The following is a 17,409-nucleotide window of genomic DNA, read 5'->3' on the forward strand; positions in this document are numbered from 1 at the left end:
ATTCGAAAAATTGTCGATTTTTTCAGAAGAAAGCGTTACAATTAAAATGTAAATGCTTTAATTTCCAGGTAGGTGACATTCATGTATTTTGTAGACAGAAAGAAAATAGAACAAATGCTAGTATGTTTAGAACGAGCAACAAGTACATTTCAAAAGAAAAAGATATATGAAACCGAGTTTGAATTTTACGCATTAGAGCGCATAGCCCATCTTATTATTGATACTGTATTAGATGTAGGAAATGCGATGATTGATGGATTTATTATGCGCGATCCAGGAAGCTATGAAGATATTATTGATATTTTAATGGACGAGCGAGTGATAAGTGAAGAAGATGGACAAGGGATGAAAGAAATTATCCTTCTTCGAAAAATGCTTACGCAAGATTATATTCAAATGAATCATGATGAATTATATAAGACGATTCAAAAACATATTGCAGTGGTAGAAAAGTACCCAGCAAATATTCGCAGTTATTTAGAAAAGGAATTAGGACCTGTATCTGCATTTGTACCAGAATAATTATGCTTATAAGATCCCCAGAGAATACCTTTTGGGGATCTTATATTGTATGTGAGAAAGAAAAGGGAGAAGGGTGAAGTATGGGGGAAGCACGTACTACGAAAGACGAGATTGTGCAATTGTTGAAAGTAAAGGGAGAGCACACAGTAGCTGAATTGGCTGACGTTTTAGAGATTACAGAAATGGCAATCAGAAGACATTTAAGTAATCTTGAGAAAGACGGACTCATTTATTCTAAGATGGTAAGGCAACATGTCGGAAGACCAACTTATTTGTATGGATTAAGTGAAAAGGGAGAAGATACATTCCCGAAAGAGTATAAGCAATTTGCGATTGATATGCTAGAAGATTTAGCTCGAATGGGCGATGAAAAAATACTTCATTACGTTTTAAAAGAGAGAACGAAGCGTATGGAAGAACAGTTGCAAAAGAGAGTAAGTAATCAAAAGAATTTAGCATATAAAGTGCAAGAGATAGCAGCTATGCAAGAGAGAAATGGTTATATGGTTCAAATAAAGAGAGACGGAGAGAATTCTTTCGTAATTGAAAAACAAAACTGTCCGTTAAAAGAAATTGCAGAGAGATTCCCGCAAGTATGTGAAGATGAAAAAGAGATGTATAAGCGTTTATTTACGAACGCAGATGTGAAAACGCTAGCAAACATGTGCGAGGGCGATTGTAGTTGTTCTTACCAAATAAAAGAGAAAAAATGAACGTTATGGGGCGCTTTAAGGTAAAGCGTTTTTTTCTTTTGGAAAAGCGGGTAATATAAAAGTGGTATGATAAGGTGAGAACGTTAGCATAGAAGGAGAGACATAATCGATGTATAAAGGTTACTTAATTGACTTAGACGGTACGATGTATCGCGGAGAAGAACAAATTGAAGAAGCAAGCGACTTCGTCAAAGCATTAGGAGAGCGCGGCATTCCATATTTATTCGTTACGAATAACTCAACTCGCAAACCAGAACAAGTGGCAGAAAAACTTGTTCGTTTCGATATTCCAGCGAAAGCGGAGCAAGTATTTACAACGAGTATGGCGACAGCGAACTTCATTTATGAACGTAAACAAGATGCAACTGTATATATGATTGGTGAAGAAGGCTTACACGATGCTCTTGTGGAAAAAGGATTTGAACTTGTGGATGAAAATCCTGATTTCGTTGTTGTTGGTTTAGATCGTGACATCACATATGAAAAGTTAGCAAAAGCGTGTCTTGCTGTGCGTAACGGCGCAACGTTTATTTCCACAAATGGGGACATTGCCATTCCAACTGAGCGAGGATTATTACCAGGTAACGGTTCATTAACATCGGTTGTAGCAGTATCAACAGGTGTGGATCCAATCTTTATCGGCAAACCAGAATCAATCATTATGGAACAAGCGTTAAAAGTTCTTGGTATAGGAAAAGATGAAGCATTAATGGTTGGGGATAACTACGATACAGACATTTTAGCGGGAGTAAATGCGGGCATGCATACTCTTCTTGTCCACACTGGAGTCACAACTGTGGAGAAGTTAACAGAATACGAAGTTCAACCAACGCAAGTTGTGCATAACTTGACGGAGTGGATTGAGAAGATGTAATGAAAAAAGCTGTTCCAAACTTTGGAACAGCTTTTTTATTCCTGCTATTTACAGACAGCCCGATTGATATGGGCTAATAATCAGTTGTGACCAGTGTCGTTTTTTGTCGGTAAGTCGATATATTTTAAAAATCGCTGATATAAATTTATTTAAAACGCACGATTCACAACGTCTTTCACTTCTTCAAGATATTGTTTACGCACATCATTATCCACAGAAGGGACACTTGTATAGAATGTATGCTCAATTGTTTCAATGCCTGTAAATTCAAAAATACCAACATCCGCTGTTTTCTTCATTGCATCAAACATGCCGCCTGCTGTGTATGCTTCTTTCGTATTGCCCATTGTAGATAATAACAATCCTTTTTTACCGCTTAATAACTTTTCAATGCCGTTTTCACCGTAAGCATAAGCGAATCCGTGGCTAAATACACGGTCAACGTATCCTTTTAAAATAGCAGGAAGTCCCGCCCACCAAACTGGATAAATGAATGTAATGCTATCCGCCCAAGAGATATGCTCTTGCTCTTCTTTAATATCTTCTGGTGTATTTCCTTGAGAAAATGAGATGAAATCGGAAGCGCCTAATACTGGATTGAAGTTTAATTCGTATAAATCACGAACACGTACTTCGTGACCTTTTCCTTCTAATTCACTTTTTACTGTTTCTAAAATCGCATGGTTGAAGCTTTCTGTATTTGGATGTGCATAAACGATTACATGTTTCATTGTTCTTCCTCCTATTTGTGGATAAGTGAATAGTTATTTGTATATCTGTAACTATTATGGTTACTTGTATTACGGAAGTCAAGGAAGACATATGTATGTATAAAAAGACGCCCAAAATCGCCTTTCTATACCCCACTCATACAAAGAACAAATAAAACAAATAAAATGATGACAATACCAATGCCGAAGTTAAATACGAGAGTACTATCCATATATGTAGCCTCCTTGTTTGAAAGTAAAAAGCACTCTAGTTAAGAGTGCTTTTTTATTTTGAATCTACTTCATAACTTTTAGAAAGTGATTTATTCGTGTAACGATTTACATTATTTTATGTATTTATACTTTGAAATGAGTAAGTCCTTGTGGAATATAGAAAAAAAGACACTCTTTCGAGTGTCTTTTAAGATGACAAAATGTGCCAATTGCTTGAGGTTGATAAGACGCTAATTTCCGTGTTAACGCCTTTTCTTTAATCAAGAAGTGTAGCAACAGCGATTCAAATAAATTGTACCATTTGTTTAATTGCGGTGCGTATGCAATTGTGCATATTATGACCGTGAGGTAGGTAATGAACTGTGAATAATTTGAAGTGATTTATTTACGATTTCTTCTGCGGCATATATGCCGATTGCGTCTGTTTTTAAAATATGGGATTGTAAGTTGTCATGCATTGCCCCTAATTCACCATGAAGTGGTGCGAAGGCATGGTTCGCCTTTTCAAGCATGCATAAATCAAGTAAAGAATCCCCAGCTGTAATAATCGTATCTATTTGCAAAATTTCTTTTATATATTGCACGGCATCCCATTTGTTAATTGGTTTTGGTACAAAGTATAGCTTTCTACCTTGAAGTGAATGATTCCAGCCTTGTTTGTCTAACCAGGAAGTGAAGGATGATAATTCATCATAAGGAATGTTCTCTCGTTTAACGATGCAATAATGGAATAGATCATCAGCTGTTTTTTGTGATATAACCCAATCTTTATGAGCTATTTGTCCAAATTCCTTTAGTATGTCGTTTCTCTCTATACATTCAACCGATAGTCTTTCTTTTACTGTCCTGTTCCAAGTACCATCTTGTTTCCCGTTATGAAGGATATTACCGCCATTACTTGTAATGACGTATTCGGGAATGATTTCGTCTTGGAATAAAGCAATACGCTGAAACTGCTCAATAGTTCTTGTTGTAACTGGGATGAAATGTGAGTGCAGTTGCAATTTTTTTAGTAGTGAAATGGTTTTATGTGATATGAAAGAAATTTCTTTCCCATCTAAAGTTTCAATGAGTTGAATTGATTCATCTTCTATAGGGGCACGAAACGATTTCCGGGAATAAATAAGCGTCTGATCAAGATCACTGGCGAAAATCATATAGTTTCCCTCTTAAGAGGCTTAATGAGCCCGCAACATGAATAAGCCATATTCTCATAGATTTCAATAGGGACATTCTTTTCTTTAGCAAGAAGTAAAATATGCTTTAAATCGGGATTATTTTGCTTACGTATTAAAATTTTCCACGGTATTCTTCGGAGTAATACGCGAGTTGTTTCACCGACTCCTGGTTTAATTAAGTTAATATCGTCAATTTCAAAGTGATTTTGGATAGACTGTATATCTTTTAATCCTTGCCAAGAGGGATCAGTGTAAGTTGAAGCAATATAACGTAATTGATTATCTATATGAGAATGAACAGAAGGGAATAAATCTGTTACCTCATCAATGAAGAAATTTGATAAATCTTCTTGTTCTAGCTCTTTATAATATTTAACACCATGAAAATCATTTGGACCGATATAGGTGTCATTTAGTACAGTGCGGCTAATTAGTCCAGAGACGGTTGCATTTAAGCAAGCGCTAGGAATAAGGAAATCTTCACGTGTACCGTAAATTGAAGTACAGTAACCGGGATCAGCAAGCACAGCCATACAATGAGAAATGTGTGTATTATTTCGTTCGTTAAATGTGTGTACTGCATATTCTAATTCTTTTTTTATTGCACCTTTCCCAGTCCACCCATCAATGAATTGAATTGTTTCTTTAGGGTGATGTTCCAAAATATAATGGAGTGCATTTTCATCAATACCGCGTCCGCGAACAATAGAAATACAATAGTGAGGTACATCGAGGTTGTATTGATAGCGTATGTAGCGTTTTATAAGAATGCCAATAGGTGTACCAGCACGAGCTAATGAAACGAGGACAAGGTTAGTTCCTTTAGTTTGTATAATTTGTTCGGCGACAACTCCAACAGCGATGGCTAGTTTGTGTTTGTATTGTTGCAGGGAAGAAAAGAATAAATCCATATACGCTTTAGATGGTTTATATTCCATTGGTAACATTTCGGAATAATGTGTGCCAGCTTGAATTGCTTGTTCTCTAGTTTCCGTGGAACTTTCTTTCATTAAATCACTAATATCTTTTAATAGAAAAATAGCATCATTTGGATTGTAACTACTAATATGAGAATTTACTTTTACCATAATTATCAACCTTCCTTTTCTATGCTATTTGAAAATGAGACGATATGAATAAAAGGAATAACTGTTTGTAACTGCTGTAGAAGAGGAGATAGGGCTTCTTCTCCTAAATCACGTTCAATAAAAACAAATACTTCATCGTAATCATGAGGTGAAATATTATAGAAGTAATTTGTAATAGTAGAATCTTCAGGACTTGGATATGAGAAATGATTATGAATGGCGTAGTTCACATCATTTGAAACAGGATGGATAGGGCTTCGTGTTGTAGATTGATATAAAATATTTTCGCCCATTTCAGCAGCAATTTTCATTGGGATATACATAAATTCACCCGTTCCGAGACAAAGTGTTCGTTTTCCAATTCTTTCTCTATTTAAAGTTCTTCCTGCTTCTTGAGCGAAAGAATGAATGTGCTTTTGTTCATATGCTGAAATGCCGAATCGCCCAGTATATTTTATATAATTTGATGTATAGGGTGATGTTGGGCAGGTAAGGGTATGTTTTTTGAAATCAGGTTTTGTTTCTTCAATTTGAATATCTGTTTTTGAAATATTCAATGGTTGGCCAGTTGTATGAATACTGCCTTCTAATAAAGAAATAACATGAATCTTAATTTGAAGTTCTTCTTCTAATTGTTTAAATTGTCTTCTATTAGTATGAGAACGCCAGTCTAATAAAGAAGCAATAATATATTCTTCTCGTGGGAATTTATTTTGAATCGATCTAATAATATTTAATGCTGTTTTTCCTGTTGTCATCTCATCATCTACGAGAACAATTGGATTGCTGTTTTGAAAAAAGCTTTCATCCACATAACAACGGTGCGATGTTGCATGGGAGTGTTCTTCCTCAAATGTAATGACAGATTCTAGGTTGGGTATCGATTCCCTAGTTGTATGCATATACTTTGCATTTTGAAAGCATTGAAACATAGAATGACCAAGTGCTGTCGCTGTTTCAGCGAATCCGATGAACAAAACTTCTTCTTGCAGAGGATATTGATAACGAAATACTTCCTCTGGGATTTCATGAATTTCTAATGAAATGAGATTTAAAATTTCTTTTTGAAATGGATGAGAAGTATTATGTAGCATTTCCATATATCTTGCAGCGAGAGCAAATCCACTTGATAGAGAGACTGCAGGTTTAATAGGAAGATGCTTTCCAAGGATTGTACTCACAAATAAAAAACTACGTTTCTTATTTATTCTCGCAGCCATTTGAAACAGATTGTCTAGCGCTAAATTATATGGATTATCACGTACTTCTACATGAACTTGTATATTATTTAAAACGTTATACGTGTTGCTTTGCGTTTGTAATAAGGAGATCGGTAAATTGTTTGTTTTCATGTAGCACCCCGTAAATATTAGATTTTAAAATGGTCTTGCGAGCCCAGCCATAATGTGGCTTTACTTCATTCATTTTGTTAGAAAAACTACTTTTTAGCACTCCATTATACGTATCTGCATTTTGTAAAATTGATCTCGCATCTAAATAATCTTCCATTGTGACAATATGCATTGCCTGTACAACTTTAATATGAGATGGGTGAATAACTGTCTTACCGTTTAAGCCATTTGCATGGTCGAGTGATACCTCTTGGATGAGCCCTTCTTCATAATCATTAGAAAAATATTCCCATACACATCCTGAAATAATATATTCATTTGTTGCCCTTGAGAAAACGTTAATAATGTCCGAAATACAATCACGAACAACAGTAATATGATAGATAGGTGTGTATTTATTACGCCGAATACTAAATATACTTGAAAAGTCAGTAGCACCAATACGTACATTTAAGATGTGATCACGATAGGAATCTAGTAAATCCTTTATTTGTAATAATGATTCTATCCGTGTTTCTTTATACATAATTTCTGGTGATTCTAAAATCGGCATTCCATAAAGTGATAATGAGTATAACTCGTTTATATATGCAAGCTGATCGATATAAGCTTTTCCATTAATCGGTGTGAATTTTGGAAAGACAAAACCACATAAACAATGAACAGCACTACCTAATTCAGTAACAATTGTCTTCATTTGACTTGGCTGTCGAACTCTAATAAAAAGAAGTGGGATGTCTGCTTGATTTAGTATGTTGGCACTGACTAAGTTGGCGATTTGCTGTATTTGAACGACGATGTTTTGCTCTGCAAGTTTTACTTCCTCATCGCTGATAGCGTCTTCTAGACAAAGAATAATTGAGGTAGCATCCACATGTTTCTTTCTAATTATATCTTCCGCAATCGTTTCTTTCGTGCCAGGAGTATATAGTGTAGCGCCTAGTGCGTAAGCTAGTTGTTCTTTCCCTATATTTTTTGAAAAACTAAGAGGTTCTTTATAGAAAAAATTTTGCCGTTCTTCTAAGGAGAGGTAAGAAAAGTAATTCACATTGTCACCACCTTATTCGTAATGATTCTGTTTAATTGTAACATAATAAGAAAAATCTCCCATTAAAATAAAGCGATAAATTAAAAAAACATATTGAGAAAGATGAATTATAAGATGAATATCGAATATTGTTAATAGAAATATAATAGGGGGAAAGAGAAAGTGGATATACATAAGTTAACAGAGGAAGAAGCAAATGAGATAAATATGTGGGCGTACGAGGAACCATATAATTTATATAGTTTTTCAGGCGAGAAAGAAGTAATAAAAGAATTATTAGATGGAACTTATTATGGCTGTTGTGACGATCAAGGAGAGTTCATCGGCTATTTTTGTTTTGGAGAAAATGCACAAGTACCAGGTGGAAGAGATGCTAATTTATATGGTGGAGAAGATGTGATTGATATCGGACTTGGTATGAAGCCGGCGTTAACTGGGAAAGGAATGGGGAAAGAATTTTTCCAAGCTGGAATAGCGTTTGCTGCTAAGGAATTTAATTCGAAAATGTTTCGATTAAGTGTAGCAACATTTAATACAAGAGCGATTACGCTATATAAAAATATCGGATTTAAGCAAGGGCCTATTTTTTTGAGTCGTGGAAGAGAATTTATGCTTATGGAATACGAAAGGCCGTCAGCATGAAACTGACGGCCTAGAAAACATTATTATTCTGAGTGCTCAGATCGGTGCGCTAAACGGCTTGATGCAGCGGCAGCGATTCCGCCAACGATATCATCAAGGAACGTGTGCACCTTTCCAGTTGATTTATCATTTAAGTATTCTAAAATACCAGGTTTTAATTTATCGATATATCCAAAGTTCGTGAAACCGATAGATCCGTATACATTCACGATAGAAAGTGCGATAACTTCATCAATTCCGTATAAGCCTTCATCACGTTTTACGATATCTTGTAACGGCGCACTTAGCATTCCCTTTTCAGCAAGGACATCAAGTTCGATACCAGTAATCAGTGCGTTTTGTACTTCACGTTTTGATAGTACACGTTCTACATTGTAACGGCATTCTGACATCTCTAAATTTGGATGATATTTTTTTTGAAGAAAATGAACAAGTTCAGCAATATCGTCAATTGTTACACCGCGTTCTTGTAATAGTTGTAATGCTCTTTCTTGTAGTTGATTTGATTCTTTCATGTTTATCACCTTTTTTTCTTTTTAGTATTTGTATACGTTTCGTTGCTTTATCATGTGCATAGGAATGAAAGGCGAGCACAAGCTCATATATATATATAAAAACCATAGGTGGCGACTGCGATGATTCATCATATTTATGAGCATTATCACATGCATGTTAAAGAATTAATCCCCCTTGGCCCCTATAAAAGCTTTTGGATTCGCAACAAAATTTATGTACTTGTTCCAATTGGAGAAATGGAGGAAGAAGTACTTGTAGAGATGAAAAAGCTCAGTGATTATATGAACCAGCAAGGGGATATAACTGTAGCGACTTTCGTTCCGACTATACACGGCTACTATGTAAGTGAGATAGAAGAACAAAATTACTGCTTATTAAAAGGTATGCGCACGTTAGAACGACATGCTATGTCATTAGGAAGTGAGCTTTCTATATTCCATAAACGAGGTGCATTCTTTCCAGAAGAAATTGAGCAATTAAGCCGTATTGGTGAATGGAAAGCGTTATGGGAAAAAAGGCTCGATCAATTAGAAAAGTTTTGGCAATCACAAGTGATGAACCACCCTTCAGATGTATTCGATCAATTGTTTATTGAATCCTTCCCGTATTACTTAGGAGTTGCAGAAAATGCAATTCAATATGTTGTCGATACAGAAATGGATGATACGCCGCAACTAACGGATGCAGCAACAATTTGCCAAGAACGATTCACACCTTTATTATGGCATCAAACGAAGCGGCTCAAACTTCCTTTTGATTGGGTGTATGATCACCCGAGTCGAGATATTGCAGAATGGATCCGCCATATGATGATAGAAAAAAAGAAAGACTGGGAGCAAACAATTGTTCAATTTGTTACAGATTATGAACGTAATTATTCGCTATCCTCATTTGGTTGGCGCTTATTATTTGCAAGGCTCCTGTTCCCGCTTCACTATTTTGAAACGGTCGAACGATATTACCAAACTGGAAACGAAGAACAAAAAAGCATATATAGAGATCGCTTAGAAGCCATTTTACACGATGTGAACCGCTCAGAGCAATTTATGAAGCACTTTTATGGCTCACTTCGTTTACCAGTAGATAAGCTTGGGATTAGAAAATTAGATTGGTTATCTTAAAAATATAAAAAAGAGACCGAGTGAGGTCTCTTCTTTATATACCACAATTTTATGTAATACATTATGCCCCTACCTGCTGATCTGTACATATATTTAAAACGAATTGATGCCTTTCGAGCTTTTCATTTACTTTACCCAATAATTCTTGCTGGATTTCTTTAAATAAAAATTGATAGCTTGTATTCCATGTTGGTATAACGGATGAAAGGCCTAATAAATACTCTTTTTTCTTTTCTAGTTCTTGAATTGTTACAAAAGTGTTCCCCATTTTTGGCATCTGTCGTCCCCCTATGTTTTTTTACTGTATATGTGTGAACGATTCACTATATAGTATTAATTATCGCATTTTTTGAGAGGGATTTCCAATTTTGTTTTATGATGTTAAAGCGGAATAGTTATGTGAATAAAAAAAGAGACCGAAATTGGTCTCTTTTTAGGAAGCGGCTCTGAACGAGCCGCTTCCGCTTTTAGATTAAAATACTTGTTCTACTTCGATAACGCCTGGTACTTCTTCAAGTAACGCGCGCTCGATACCAGCTTTTAGTGTGATTGTAGAACTTGGGCAGCTTCCGCATGCACCCATAAGGCGTAGTTTTACGATACCTTCTTCAATGTCTACTAATTCAACGTCTCCGCCATCGCGAAGTAAGAATGGACGTAATTTATCTAGTACTTCTAGTACTTGTTCTTGCATATGTGGGTTTTCCATTTTTATCGACTCCTTTCATCAGTTTTATTATAATCAAGATAGAGGGGAAAATCTATTTTTTCTCTTCTTGTTTTATTGTCGAAATATTTTATCGTGTTTTTTCAGTATAGGGGTATGGAATAAGTTTGTAAAATGATGTGCTTATGTAATAAGACATCTGAATATGCTGTTGAAACAAGAGGCGGGGGAGAAGAAATGGTTAATGTTCAAGTGTATGGGACGAAAGTAATTTGTGCGAGCTGCGTTGGAATGCCATCTTCAACAGAAACGTTTGAGTGGCTACAAGCGGCGATTGGTCGTAAATATGAAGGACAAGAAAATAAATTTAATTTCGAGTATATTGATTTTCAAGAAGAACAGGAAGATGAAGATAAAAAAGCATTCGCAGAGCGCGTAGTGGAGGAAGATTTATTTTATCCGGTCGTTCTTGTAAATGGAGAAATTGTTGGAGAAGGAAATCCTCGTTTGAAGGATGTTTACGAAGAAATCGAGAAATATTTATAAAACAAGAAGTCTTTGCGAATTTGCAAAGGCTTTTTTTATTGGAGGGATAGATGTGAAAAATGGAGTGAAGCATGCGTTACCAACGGAAGTACAACAGTTAATGGAGCGGTACACAGTAGAATTAAAAGAAATTTTTTTGGATGAAAAAATAGTTGGGGTATATATTTACGGATCCATCGCACTAGGTGCATTTCATAAGGAAACGAGCGATGTTGATTTTGTTACAGTGATAAATGATTCCGTGAATAGAGCTGAAAAACAGCAGCTTGTGGAACTACATAAGAAGCTTAGTGATAATACACTAGGTAAAAGAATGGACGGTATGTATATTCCGCTTGTTGATTTAGGAAAATACAATGATGAAATGAACGAGTATGTATATTGTGCAGAAGGAAAAGCGGACATTGGTTATTGGGATATTAATGCGGTCACATGGTGGACGTTGAAAAATCAAGGCATTACAGTTACCGGAAAAGAAGCAGAAGATCTTCCGCTGCAAATACAATGGAATGATGTAGTAAATACGATGAAATACAATGTAGAACAGTACTGGAGTGGAAAGGCGAAGCAACCATATTTATTCTTTGTAGAAGAGTGGGTAGAATCAGCTGTCGTTACGATGGGACGTATTTTATATACACTAGATCATAAAACAATCGTTTCAAAAGATAGAGGACTGCAATACTTGTCAGAACGTTCAGCGGAAGAATGGGAGCTCTTATTAAAAGAAGTAGCGAGAATACGGCACAATCCAAAAGAAAAGCGAATGCTCTCAAGGTGGAGAAGAGCAGATATGACAAAGAGGTACTTACTGCATTTAATTGAGACGTGTAGAGAGAAATGGTAGGGAAGAAAATGGACAATACAGTGGGGTGTATTGTCTTTTTTTATGTTTAATTTGGTATATAATGGTTTAAAAGGTTTAATTATACTGGAGGGGATAGGATGAATATAGAATTAGCTACATATGAAGAAAAGAATGAACAAATGAGTATGCGCCAAGTAATTAGCATTCTATTAATTATTTTTGGGGTCATGCATGGAATTGGTTTTTTGAACCTTTTATATGATTCTTCCTTATATCCATGGTATGTAGATCATCTTATTCCACCTTTCACGTTTTGTATGATTATCGTAATGTATGCACCGGCAAGAAATTGCTGCTTACATTTAATAAAATCATTACAATTCAATAATTTTAAACACTATGTAACGATAGTAATGACAGCGATTGTAATGCTTATATATCTTGCAATATTAAATTTAGTTTTACCACATGGGATTGGTGTGGACGAGTCTAGTATAGTAATAAAGCCTACTAAAAGTGAAATCATTTTATATGTAGTTGTGCTCACCATTTTTGCACCGATTTGGGAAGAACTTTTATTTCGGGGGATGTTTTTTACGAAATTATTCCAGCGCTTTTCTGCACTTACTAGTGCCGTTATAAGTGCTTTCATATTTACTTTTGGCCATCCCCTTACAGTAGGTAGTATTTTATATATTTTTGGTATGGGTATATGTTTAGCATACACATATAAGAAAACGAAGAATTTACTCGTTCCAATTGGGATTCATTTATTAAATAATTCGTTTTATTTATTAGTAAATTTTCAACTATAAAAAGACGCCTTTTAAAAAGGAAGTCTTTTTTATTTTGTAGTAGATAGAAAAGTATTTACAAGTATTGTGTAGAGGAAAGATAATAGAAAAAAATATGCGCATGGGGGAAGCGGATGAGTAAATATAAATTACATATAGATAAAGAACAACTATGGAAAGGCTGCGTTTTAAATTCGATTGCCCATGCAATTAATGTAGCGCATTGTCCAGATTTCTCACATGAAAGTTCATGGGATGGATTTAACTATAGTATGCAAGATAGCCAAGGCGGACAAGGGACAATTACGTTTCATCCGAATTACACGATTGTATGTCTTCAAGATGTGAATAGCGAGAGAATTGATGAGTGGATTGATGCGAAAAATTATTTTGAAGGGGCATCTTCGGAAGTAATAGATATTGCGAAAGAAGAAGCACTTCAATACGTATTAGAAGAAGTAGAAGGCGAAACAGTTCCTTTTATTACAACTGCATTTTGGATTGAGGATAGCGGTGCGTATTCAATTGATTCATTTGAAGAGATGGAAGAGCACGGCGGATTCTTATTAGAAATTCCATTACTTGATACAGAATCAGCAATAGAAAGACTGGAAGAAGAGTATGAACTGACAGCGGAACAAATAGAGCTTTTACAACTCGTGTATAAGAAAAAAATCCAAAGTCCAAATGAGGAAATTAAGTTGTCTAAAGAAGAAATAGCAATGATTGGAACGGAAGATAGCGAAGGATTGGAAGTTAGTAAGGACTCATTTGAAGAAATGAATATTACTTGGGAGTTGTAGGGGAGGATAAAATATTTGTGATTTAAAAAGTTACAAAAGGAATATAAAGCAATAGTAGAAAGCACAATGTGAAATTACAGTGCACTTTTTACTAGTTTTTTCATATACATATCAAATTCATGAAAGAATATGGGCTCTTTTTCCTCGGTATTCAGATGCACGTCGCAATGTAAATATTGCTGTAAGTAGTGAGTAGCTTGTTCGTACTGTTTTAATTTGTAGAAAGAAAAACAGGTAAGAAGTAGAAACGCTTTTTCTTCTAATATTGGAACGACAGCTAGTACGGGAGTAATGGAATGCATATTTGTTTCCACTAAATTTTCATAAGATACCCACGTTTGAAACCAGTCGAAAATAGTAGAAAGGTAATTCGGAATTTCGATAGTTTCATGTGAAACATTATGCAATAACTGGTTCTGTTTGATATGCATAGGCTCTATTCTCGTTTGTAGAATGCAATCGAATATTGAAATGTTCTCTTTTATTTGTAATTGGTTCGTAATAAGCTGCGGGAGACCGATAGGGTGGACTCCTATATTTATATAAAAGTCATCTCCAAACTGGCTTTTTTGTATGTTAATGAGCTTATAAAATCCGTTTTCAGCTTTGAAAAATGTATGTCTTTTTTCTTAAAGCCGAGTGGTTTTAAAGTGGCGTGTAAATTTGTAATAAAATCTTGCTCCTTTTTAGAGCCAGGCTTACTCTTCGTCATATTCATACGTAGTTAAGTTTTGTAAGAAACTTTCAAAGTTAGGTGCTAATTCAATAATTTCCTCAAACTCATTATCGATAAATATAACTGGAGGATTTTCAGCTACATTTCGATAGTCTAATGCAATCCATGTATGTCCATCACCAGATAAAAGTACGATATTCTCAGGCATTTCCCATTCTCGAATTAAATAGCAGCTCTCTAAAATACTAGATTCATTTTCATCAAAAGAAATACCATATAAACCAGATACATTAACGTGATCGTCTGCCCAAGAATTTGGTTTTGAAGTAGGGTGAACATCGAGACGAAGAGTTCCCCCATTTTGTTCTTTTAGAAGGGTTATATATGATTCTGGAAGCTTTACGTTCAGTACTTCTTCTGCTTTTTTGATTAGTTCATCGTTAATGGGTGCTAGTTTTAAATAGTCATCGTCTGCCCAAATTGTACTCTTCATATTCGGTCACCTCAAATAATAGTTTTAAGAATCTTATGTCATATATTATAGTTAGTTTAGATAACACGCAATAGAGGGAGGGACGGAGTATGGATGTGTATGAATACCTCGATCACGTAAATTCTAAAGAAGATTTATTAAAATTTCTTGTATACCTCCAAAAGGATTTTAAAGTGAATAAAGATGAATGGGAGAATGTAGAGGTAGAGACTTATTTAGAGGCATTAAATAGTTGGTTAGGTTCTTGTGAATCGGTTTATATAAATCAAGGAGAGAAGTTTCCAGAAAATATTTCATGGAAGTTTATTGCTCAAATGTTACTTGCGGCAGCTCATTATGAATAAAATTAGATTTTTAAAAGATAGAATGGAGAAGATATCATGATTAATCATAATAAAATTAAACAACTTTTAGCACATGTAGATCGTGCTGAGGATAATGAAATTGAGCTAGAGTATGAATCTGAACCTATGACGATAGAATTGTTTAATAGTGAAGAAATAGAAGAAGGGCAACTTGGTTATAGTTTTGATGAAGAAGGACAAAGCTTAGTCGGGAATGAAGAAGGAGATTGGAAAGAAGGATGGATTGTAATAGGGATAGATTCATATCTTGGAGACCCGATTTTTGTAGATAGTAATGATGAGAACTGTCCAGTTTATACAGCTATGCACGGTGAGGGAGACTGGGAGCTGGAATGTATAGCGGAACGTATAGAAGATATTATTGAGAAAGTGAAGGGGAATGTGGGGGAAAGAAACATAGTATTCCAACGTGATTAAGAGGGAGAAAATAATGAAAAAGTTTCAAATCGAACTAAATAAACTGCCGACAGAAAATGCTGGAGAAATAGTACTTAGTATAGATGAGAGAATTGTGTTTGAAGAAAAAACAGACATAATAGGACCGATTTGTCAGTTGTTTGATGCGTGTATCGAGGTTTTTAAATATGATGACGCTACAATTTTCTTAAATGAATATGAAAAAAAGATGGAATTTAAGAAGAAAGATGGGGAGTTTCTCATTATTAATCAGAGAGGCAAGAAGTTAGCTAGTGTTGATAGCGAGCAATTTTTACGAGTACTCTTTTCGTTTCTTAAAAAGGAGATAGGGCAGATTTACATGAGTGGAGTTGATTCTTTTCGAATCAAAGATGCTTACCATAGAATGTTAGAAATTGATCCATTTGTTCCTAAACTTGTAAATGGAAATGACGAAATTATGTATCGAACTTATCATTCTACAAGTGACAAGTATGAATTAAAATGGAAGTATTTAAAAGGGAGAGAGGTTGAACCGATATTTACTCCGGTACTATCTCATGATAAGAAGAGTATCTTTTATGTAGAGGAAAATAACCACAGAATTCGTAAACTCGATAGTGAAACGAAAGAAGAGATTTGGCAGTGCCGTATTCCAATAGTAGAAGATTGTAATTGCGTTACTGTGAATGGTGTCGTAATTATTTGGCATGCAAATAGATTTGGAGAAAGTATTGCGAAATTGTATGCTATTTCATCAAGTTGTGGAGAGCTTCTATGGGATTTAGAAATAGAAGGGCATATTATACAAGATGTAAAAACTACGGGAGAAGAGTTACCACGTTTACTAGTTATTACACAAGAAGGCTACAATGTTTTATTAGAGCTTGAAAGTGGAGTAAAAGTATGGGAAAAGAATGTTCGAGTCGGAGGAGAAAAATTGCAGTGCCATCTTGGCCCAGATTACTATGTATTAGCAGGGAATCCTTTTGATGAAGATGGGGAAGTTGATGCATATAGTAATGTTGCAATTTCCATTCAATTATTAGATGCTTCTACACGATGGAAACAAATGATGGAAGATTGTAATCCAAATGAACCAGTTACTTTAACTAATGAACATTTTATATGTGTAGCAATAGATTCATTACAAAAGTGGGAATATGGAAAAGAAGGCTGTAACTTAATTTTTGAAAAAGCTTTTGATGAGGTATGGTACGCTTGCATTGAATCAAAGGAAGCGAAAATACTATTAACAAGAACTGAGTATGGATATGAAGGGGTAAGTAGACAAATACAGTGTTATGACCATAAGAGCGGTCAAAAGTTATATGAAGTAAATATGTCTTTTGAAATTGAATTGCCTCCATTTCTTATCGGAGAGATGATGGTATTGTCCTTAGGAAAAGGCAGAATTTGTGGTATTAATATTCAAACAGGTAAAGTGCTTTGGAATAATACTACTCTACATGATATTACAGAGGTTCTGTTATATAAAGATGGAGAAATTTACATTGCAACTTCAAATTTAGAATTGATAATACTTGATGCTGAATGTGGCGAAGTAAAAAATATAATTAAACTTCCTAAAAATGTTGTTGTAATAGATTTTATTGTATCAATTGAGGAAGTTAATAATGGATTATTCATTAGTTGCGTGAGTGGAAATATGTTTGAAATAGTAGAAGGCTAATTTGTGAGTTTTCTTAAGTAGAGATGTTTGTTCTAAAATAGTAGTATATATTCACTAAAAAAGATGTATAAAAATGATTTTGATGCATCCTTTTTAGTGAATATATAAAATAATTAACTTAGTGTATTAAATATATGATACATGATTATTTTAATATATTTAAAAGTAAA

21 protein-coding genes and 1 pseudogene are annotated in these 17,409 nt (G+C 34.8%); 12 read left to right on the forward strand and 10 right to left on the reverse strand.

Annotated features, from left to right (window positions below; all coding sequences use genetic code 11):
• Nucleotides 1-81: 81 nt before the first annotated feature.
• The 3 genes from MR170_RS18840 (at nt 82) to MR170_RS18850 (ending at nt 2,109) form a co-directional block, all read left to right on the forward strand.
• Nucleotides 82-522, forward strand: a complete 441-nt coding sequence (locus MR170_RS18840) for a DUF86 domain-containing protein (RefSeq protein ID WP_016079844.1) — start codon at nt 82-84, stop codon at nt 520-522.
• Between the two features lie 80 nt (nt 523-602).
• Complete coding sequence (locus MR170_RS18845) at nt 603-1,235, forward strand: helix-turn-helix transcriptional regulator (RefSeq protein WP_016079845.1); 633 nt, start codon at nt 603-605, stop codon at nt 1,233-1,235.
• 109 nt (nt 1,236-1,344) lie between these two features.
• Nucleotides 1,345-2,109 carry a TIGR01457 family HAD-type hydrolase gene (locus MR170_RS18850; protein WP_000276470.1) on the forward strand — a complete coding sequence of 255 codons (765 nt, stop codon included), beginning with the start codon at nt 1,345-1,347 and terminating at the stop codon, nt 2,107-2,109.
• A gap of 149 nt (nt 2,110-2,258) precedes the next feature.
• Here MR170_RS18850 and MR170_RS18855 read toward each other — a convergent pair whose 3' ends face one another.
• From MR170_RS18855 to MR170_RS18875, 5 genes are all read right to left on the reverse strand, one after another.
• Entirely contained in the window at nt 2,259-2,840 is a 582-nt protein-coding gene (locus MR170_RS18855) for an NAD(P)H-dependent oxidoreductase (RefSeq protein WP_000683440.1), read from the reverse strand.
• A gap of 548 nt (nt 2,841-3,388) precedes the next feature.
• The gene (locus tag MR170_RS18860) at nt 3,389-4,210 is read right to left on the reverse strand and encodes an HAD family hydrolase (protein WP_242308927.1); all 822 of its coding nucleotides are present in this window, start codon (nt 4,208-4,210) and stop codon (nt 3,389-3,391) included.
• Nucleotides 4,207-5,319 carry a cysteine protease StiP family protein gene (locus MR170_RS18865; RefSeq protein WP_016079848.1) on the reverse strand — a complete coding sequence of 371 codons (1,113 nt, stop codon included), beginning with the start codon at nt 5,317-5,319 and terminating at the stop codon, nt 4,207-4,209. The genes MR170_RS18860 and MR170_RS18865 overlap by 4 nt, the downstream gene beginning before the upstream one ends.
• A 5-nt stretch (nt 5,320-5,324) precedes the next feature.
• Nucleotides 5,325-6,671, reverse strand: a complete 1,347-nt coding sequence (locus MR170_RS18870; protein WP_242308929.1) for a phosphoribosyltransferase domain-containing protein — start codon at nt 6,669-6,671, stop codon at nt 5,325-5,327.
• Entirely contained in the window at nt 6,616-7,719 is a 1,104-nt protein-coding gene (locus tag MR170_RS18875; RefSeq protein WP_048563714.1) for an HpcH/HpaI aldolase/citrate lyase family protein, read from the reverse strand. Before MR170_RS18875 ends, MR170_RS18870 begins: the two co-directional genes overlap by 56 nt.
• 162 nt (nt 7,720-7,881) lie before the next feature.
• Between MR170_RS18875 and MR170_RS18880 the strand changes: the two genes are divergently transcribed.
• Nucleotides 7,882-8,361, forward strand: a complete 480-nt coding sequence (locus MR170_RS18880; RefSeq protein WP_016079851.1) for a GNAT family N-acetyltransferase — start codon at nt 7,882-7,884, stop codon at nt 8,359-8,361.
• A 23-nt stretch (nt 8,362-8,384) separates the two neighbouring features.
• Here MR170_RS18880 and MR170_RS18885 read toward each other — a convergent pair whose 3' ends face one another.
• Nucleotides 8,385-8,876, reverse strand: a complete 492-nt coding sequence (locus tag MR170_RS18885) for a phosphatidylglycerophosphatase A family protein (RefSeq protein ID WP_016079852.1) — start codon at nt 8,874-8,876, stop codon at nt 8,385-8,387.
• Nucleotides 8,877-8,996: 120 nt separating this feature from the next.
• Between MR170_RS18885 and yutH the strand changes: the two genes are divergently transcribed.
• Nucleotides 8,997-9,998, forward strand: coding sequence for a spore coat putative kinase YutH (gene yutH, locus MR170_RS18890; RefSeq protein WP_016079853.1), 1,002 nt, complete (start codon nt 8,997-8,999; stop codon nt 9,996-9,998).
• A 61-nt stretch (nt 9,999-10,059) separates the two neighbouring features.
• On the opposite strand, the gene MR170_RS18895 is transcribed toward yutH, so the two are convergent.
• Nucleotides 10,060-10,275: a hypothetical protein gene (locus MR170_RS18895; protein WP_001125507.1), complete on the reverse strand. Its 216-nt coding sequence runs from the start codon at nt 10,273-10,275 to the stop codon at nt 10,060-10,062.
• A 195-nt stretch (nt 10,276-10,470) separates the two neighbouring features.
• The gene (locus MR170_RS18900; protein WP_000431159.1) at nt 10,471-10,707 is read right to left on the reverse strand and encodes a NifU family protein; all 237 of its coding nucleotides are present in this window, start codon (nt 10,705-10,707) and stop codon (nt 10,471-10,473) included.
• A 195-nt stretch (nt 10,708-10,902) separates the two neighbouring features.
• On the opposite strand from MR170_RS18900, the gene MR170_RS18905 reads away from it, so the two are divergent.
• The 4 genes from MR170_RS18905 to MR170_RS18920 all read left to right on the forward strand — a co-directional run bounded on the left by MR170_RS18905 (nt 10,903) and on the right by MR170_RS18920 (nt 13,616).
• Complete coding sequence (locus MR170_RS18905; RefSeq protein WP_000248590.1) at nt 10,903-11,211, forward strand: YuzD family protein; 309 nt, start codon at nt 10,903-10,905, stop codon at nt 11,209-11,211.
• Between the two features lie 52 nt (nt 11,212-11,263).
• Nucleotides 11,264-12,058: a nucleotidyltransferase domain-containing protein gene (locus MR170_RS18910; protein WP_016079854.1), complete on the forward strand. Its 795-nt coding sequence runs from the start codon at nt 11,264-11,266 to the stop codon at nt 12,056-12,058.
• Between the two features lie 98 nt (nt 12,059-12,156).
• Nucleotides 12,157-12,834, forward strand: a complete 678-nt coding sequence (locus MR170_RS18915) for a CPBP family intramembrane glutamic endopeptidase (RefSeq protein WP_242308931.1) — start codon at nt 12,157-12,159, stop codon at nt 12,832-12,834.
• Between the two features lie 113 nt (nt 12,835-12,947).
• Nucleotides 12,948-13,616, forward strand: coding sequence for a hypothetical protein (locus tag MR170_RS18920; RefSeq protein WP_242308933.1), 669 nt, complete (start codon nt 12,948-12,950; stop codon nt 13,614-13,616).
• Between the two features lie 74 nt (nt 13,617-13,690).
• On the opposite strand, the pseudogene MR170_RS18925 reads toward MR170_RS18920, so the two are convergent.
• Nucleotides 13,691-14,328, reverse strand: a pseudogene (locus tag MR170_RS18925) (DUF4304 domain-containing protein).
• Nucleotides 14,315-14,785 (reverse strand): SMI1/KNR4 family protein, encoded by a 471-nt coding sequence (locus tag MR170_RS18930; RefSeq protein WP_053563438.1) that lies wholly within the window; start codon nt 14,783-14,785, stop codon nt 14,315-14,317. The pseudogene MR170_RS18925 and the gene MR170_RS18930 overlap by 14 nt, the downstream one beginning before the upstream one ends.
• 89 nt (nt 14,786-14,874) lie before the next feature.
• On the opposite strand from MR170_RS18930, the gene MR170_RS18935 reads away from it, so the two are divergent.
• The 3 genes from MR170_RS18935 to MR170_RS18945 are packed head-to-tail and all read left to right on the forward strand — an operon-like array spanning nt 14,875 to nt 17,239.
• Entirely contained in the window at nt 14,875-15,129 is a 255-nt protein-coding gene (locus MR170_RS18935) for a DUF7660 family protein (protein ID WP_000383680.1), read from the forward strand.
• A 36-nt stretch (nt 15,130-15,165) separates the two neighbouring features.
• Nucleotides 15,166-15,567, forward strand: coding sequence for a hypothetical protein (locus tag MR170_RS18940; protein ID WP_016079858.1), 402 nt, complete (start codon nt 15,166-15,168; stop codon nt 15,565-15,567).
• A gap of 13 nt (nt 15,568-15,580) precedes the next feature.
• A complete protein-coding gene (locus MR170_RS18945) occupies nt 15,581-17,239 on the forward strand; it encodes an outer membrane protein assembly factor BamB family protein (protein ID WP_242308934.1) in 1,659 nt (552 codons plus the stop codon).
• Nucleotides 17,240-17,409 lie beyond the last annotated feature (170 nt).

The organism is Bacillus cereus group sp. BfR-BA-01524, assembly GCF_022662595.1.
In the GTDB taxonomy this organism is placed as follows: Bacteria; Bacillota; Bacilli; order Bacillales; family Bacillaceae_G; genus Bacillus_A; species Bacillus_A thuringiensis_S.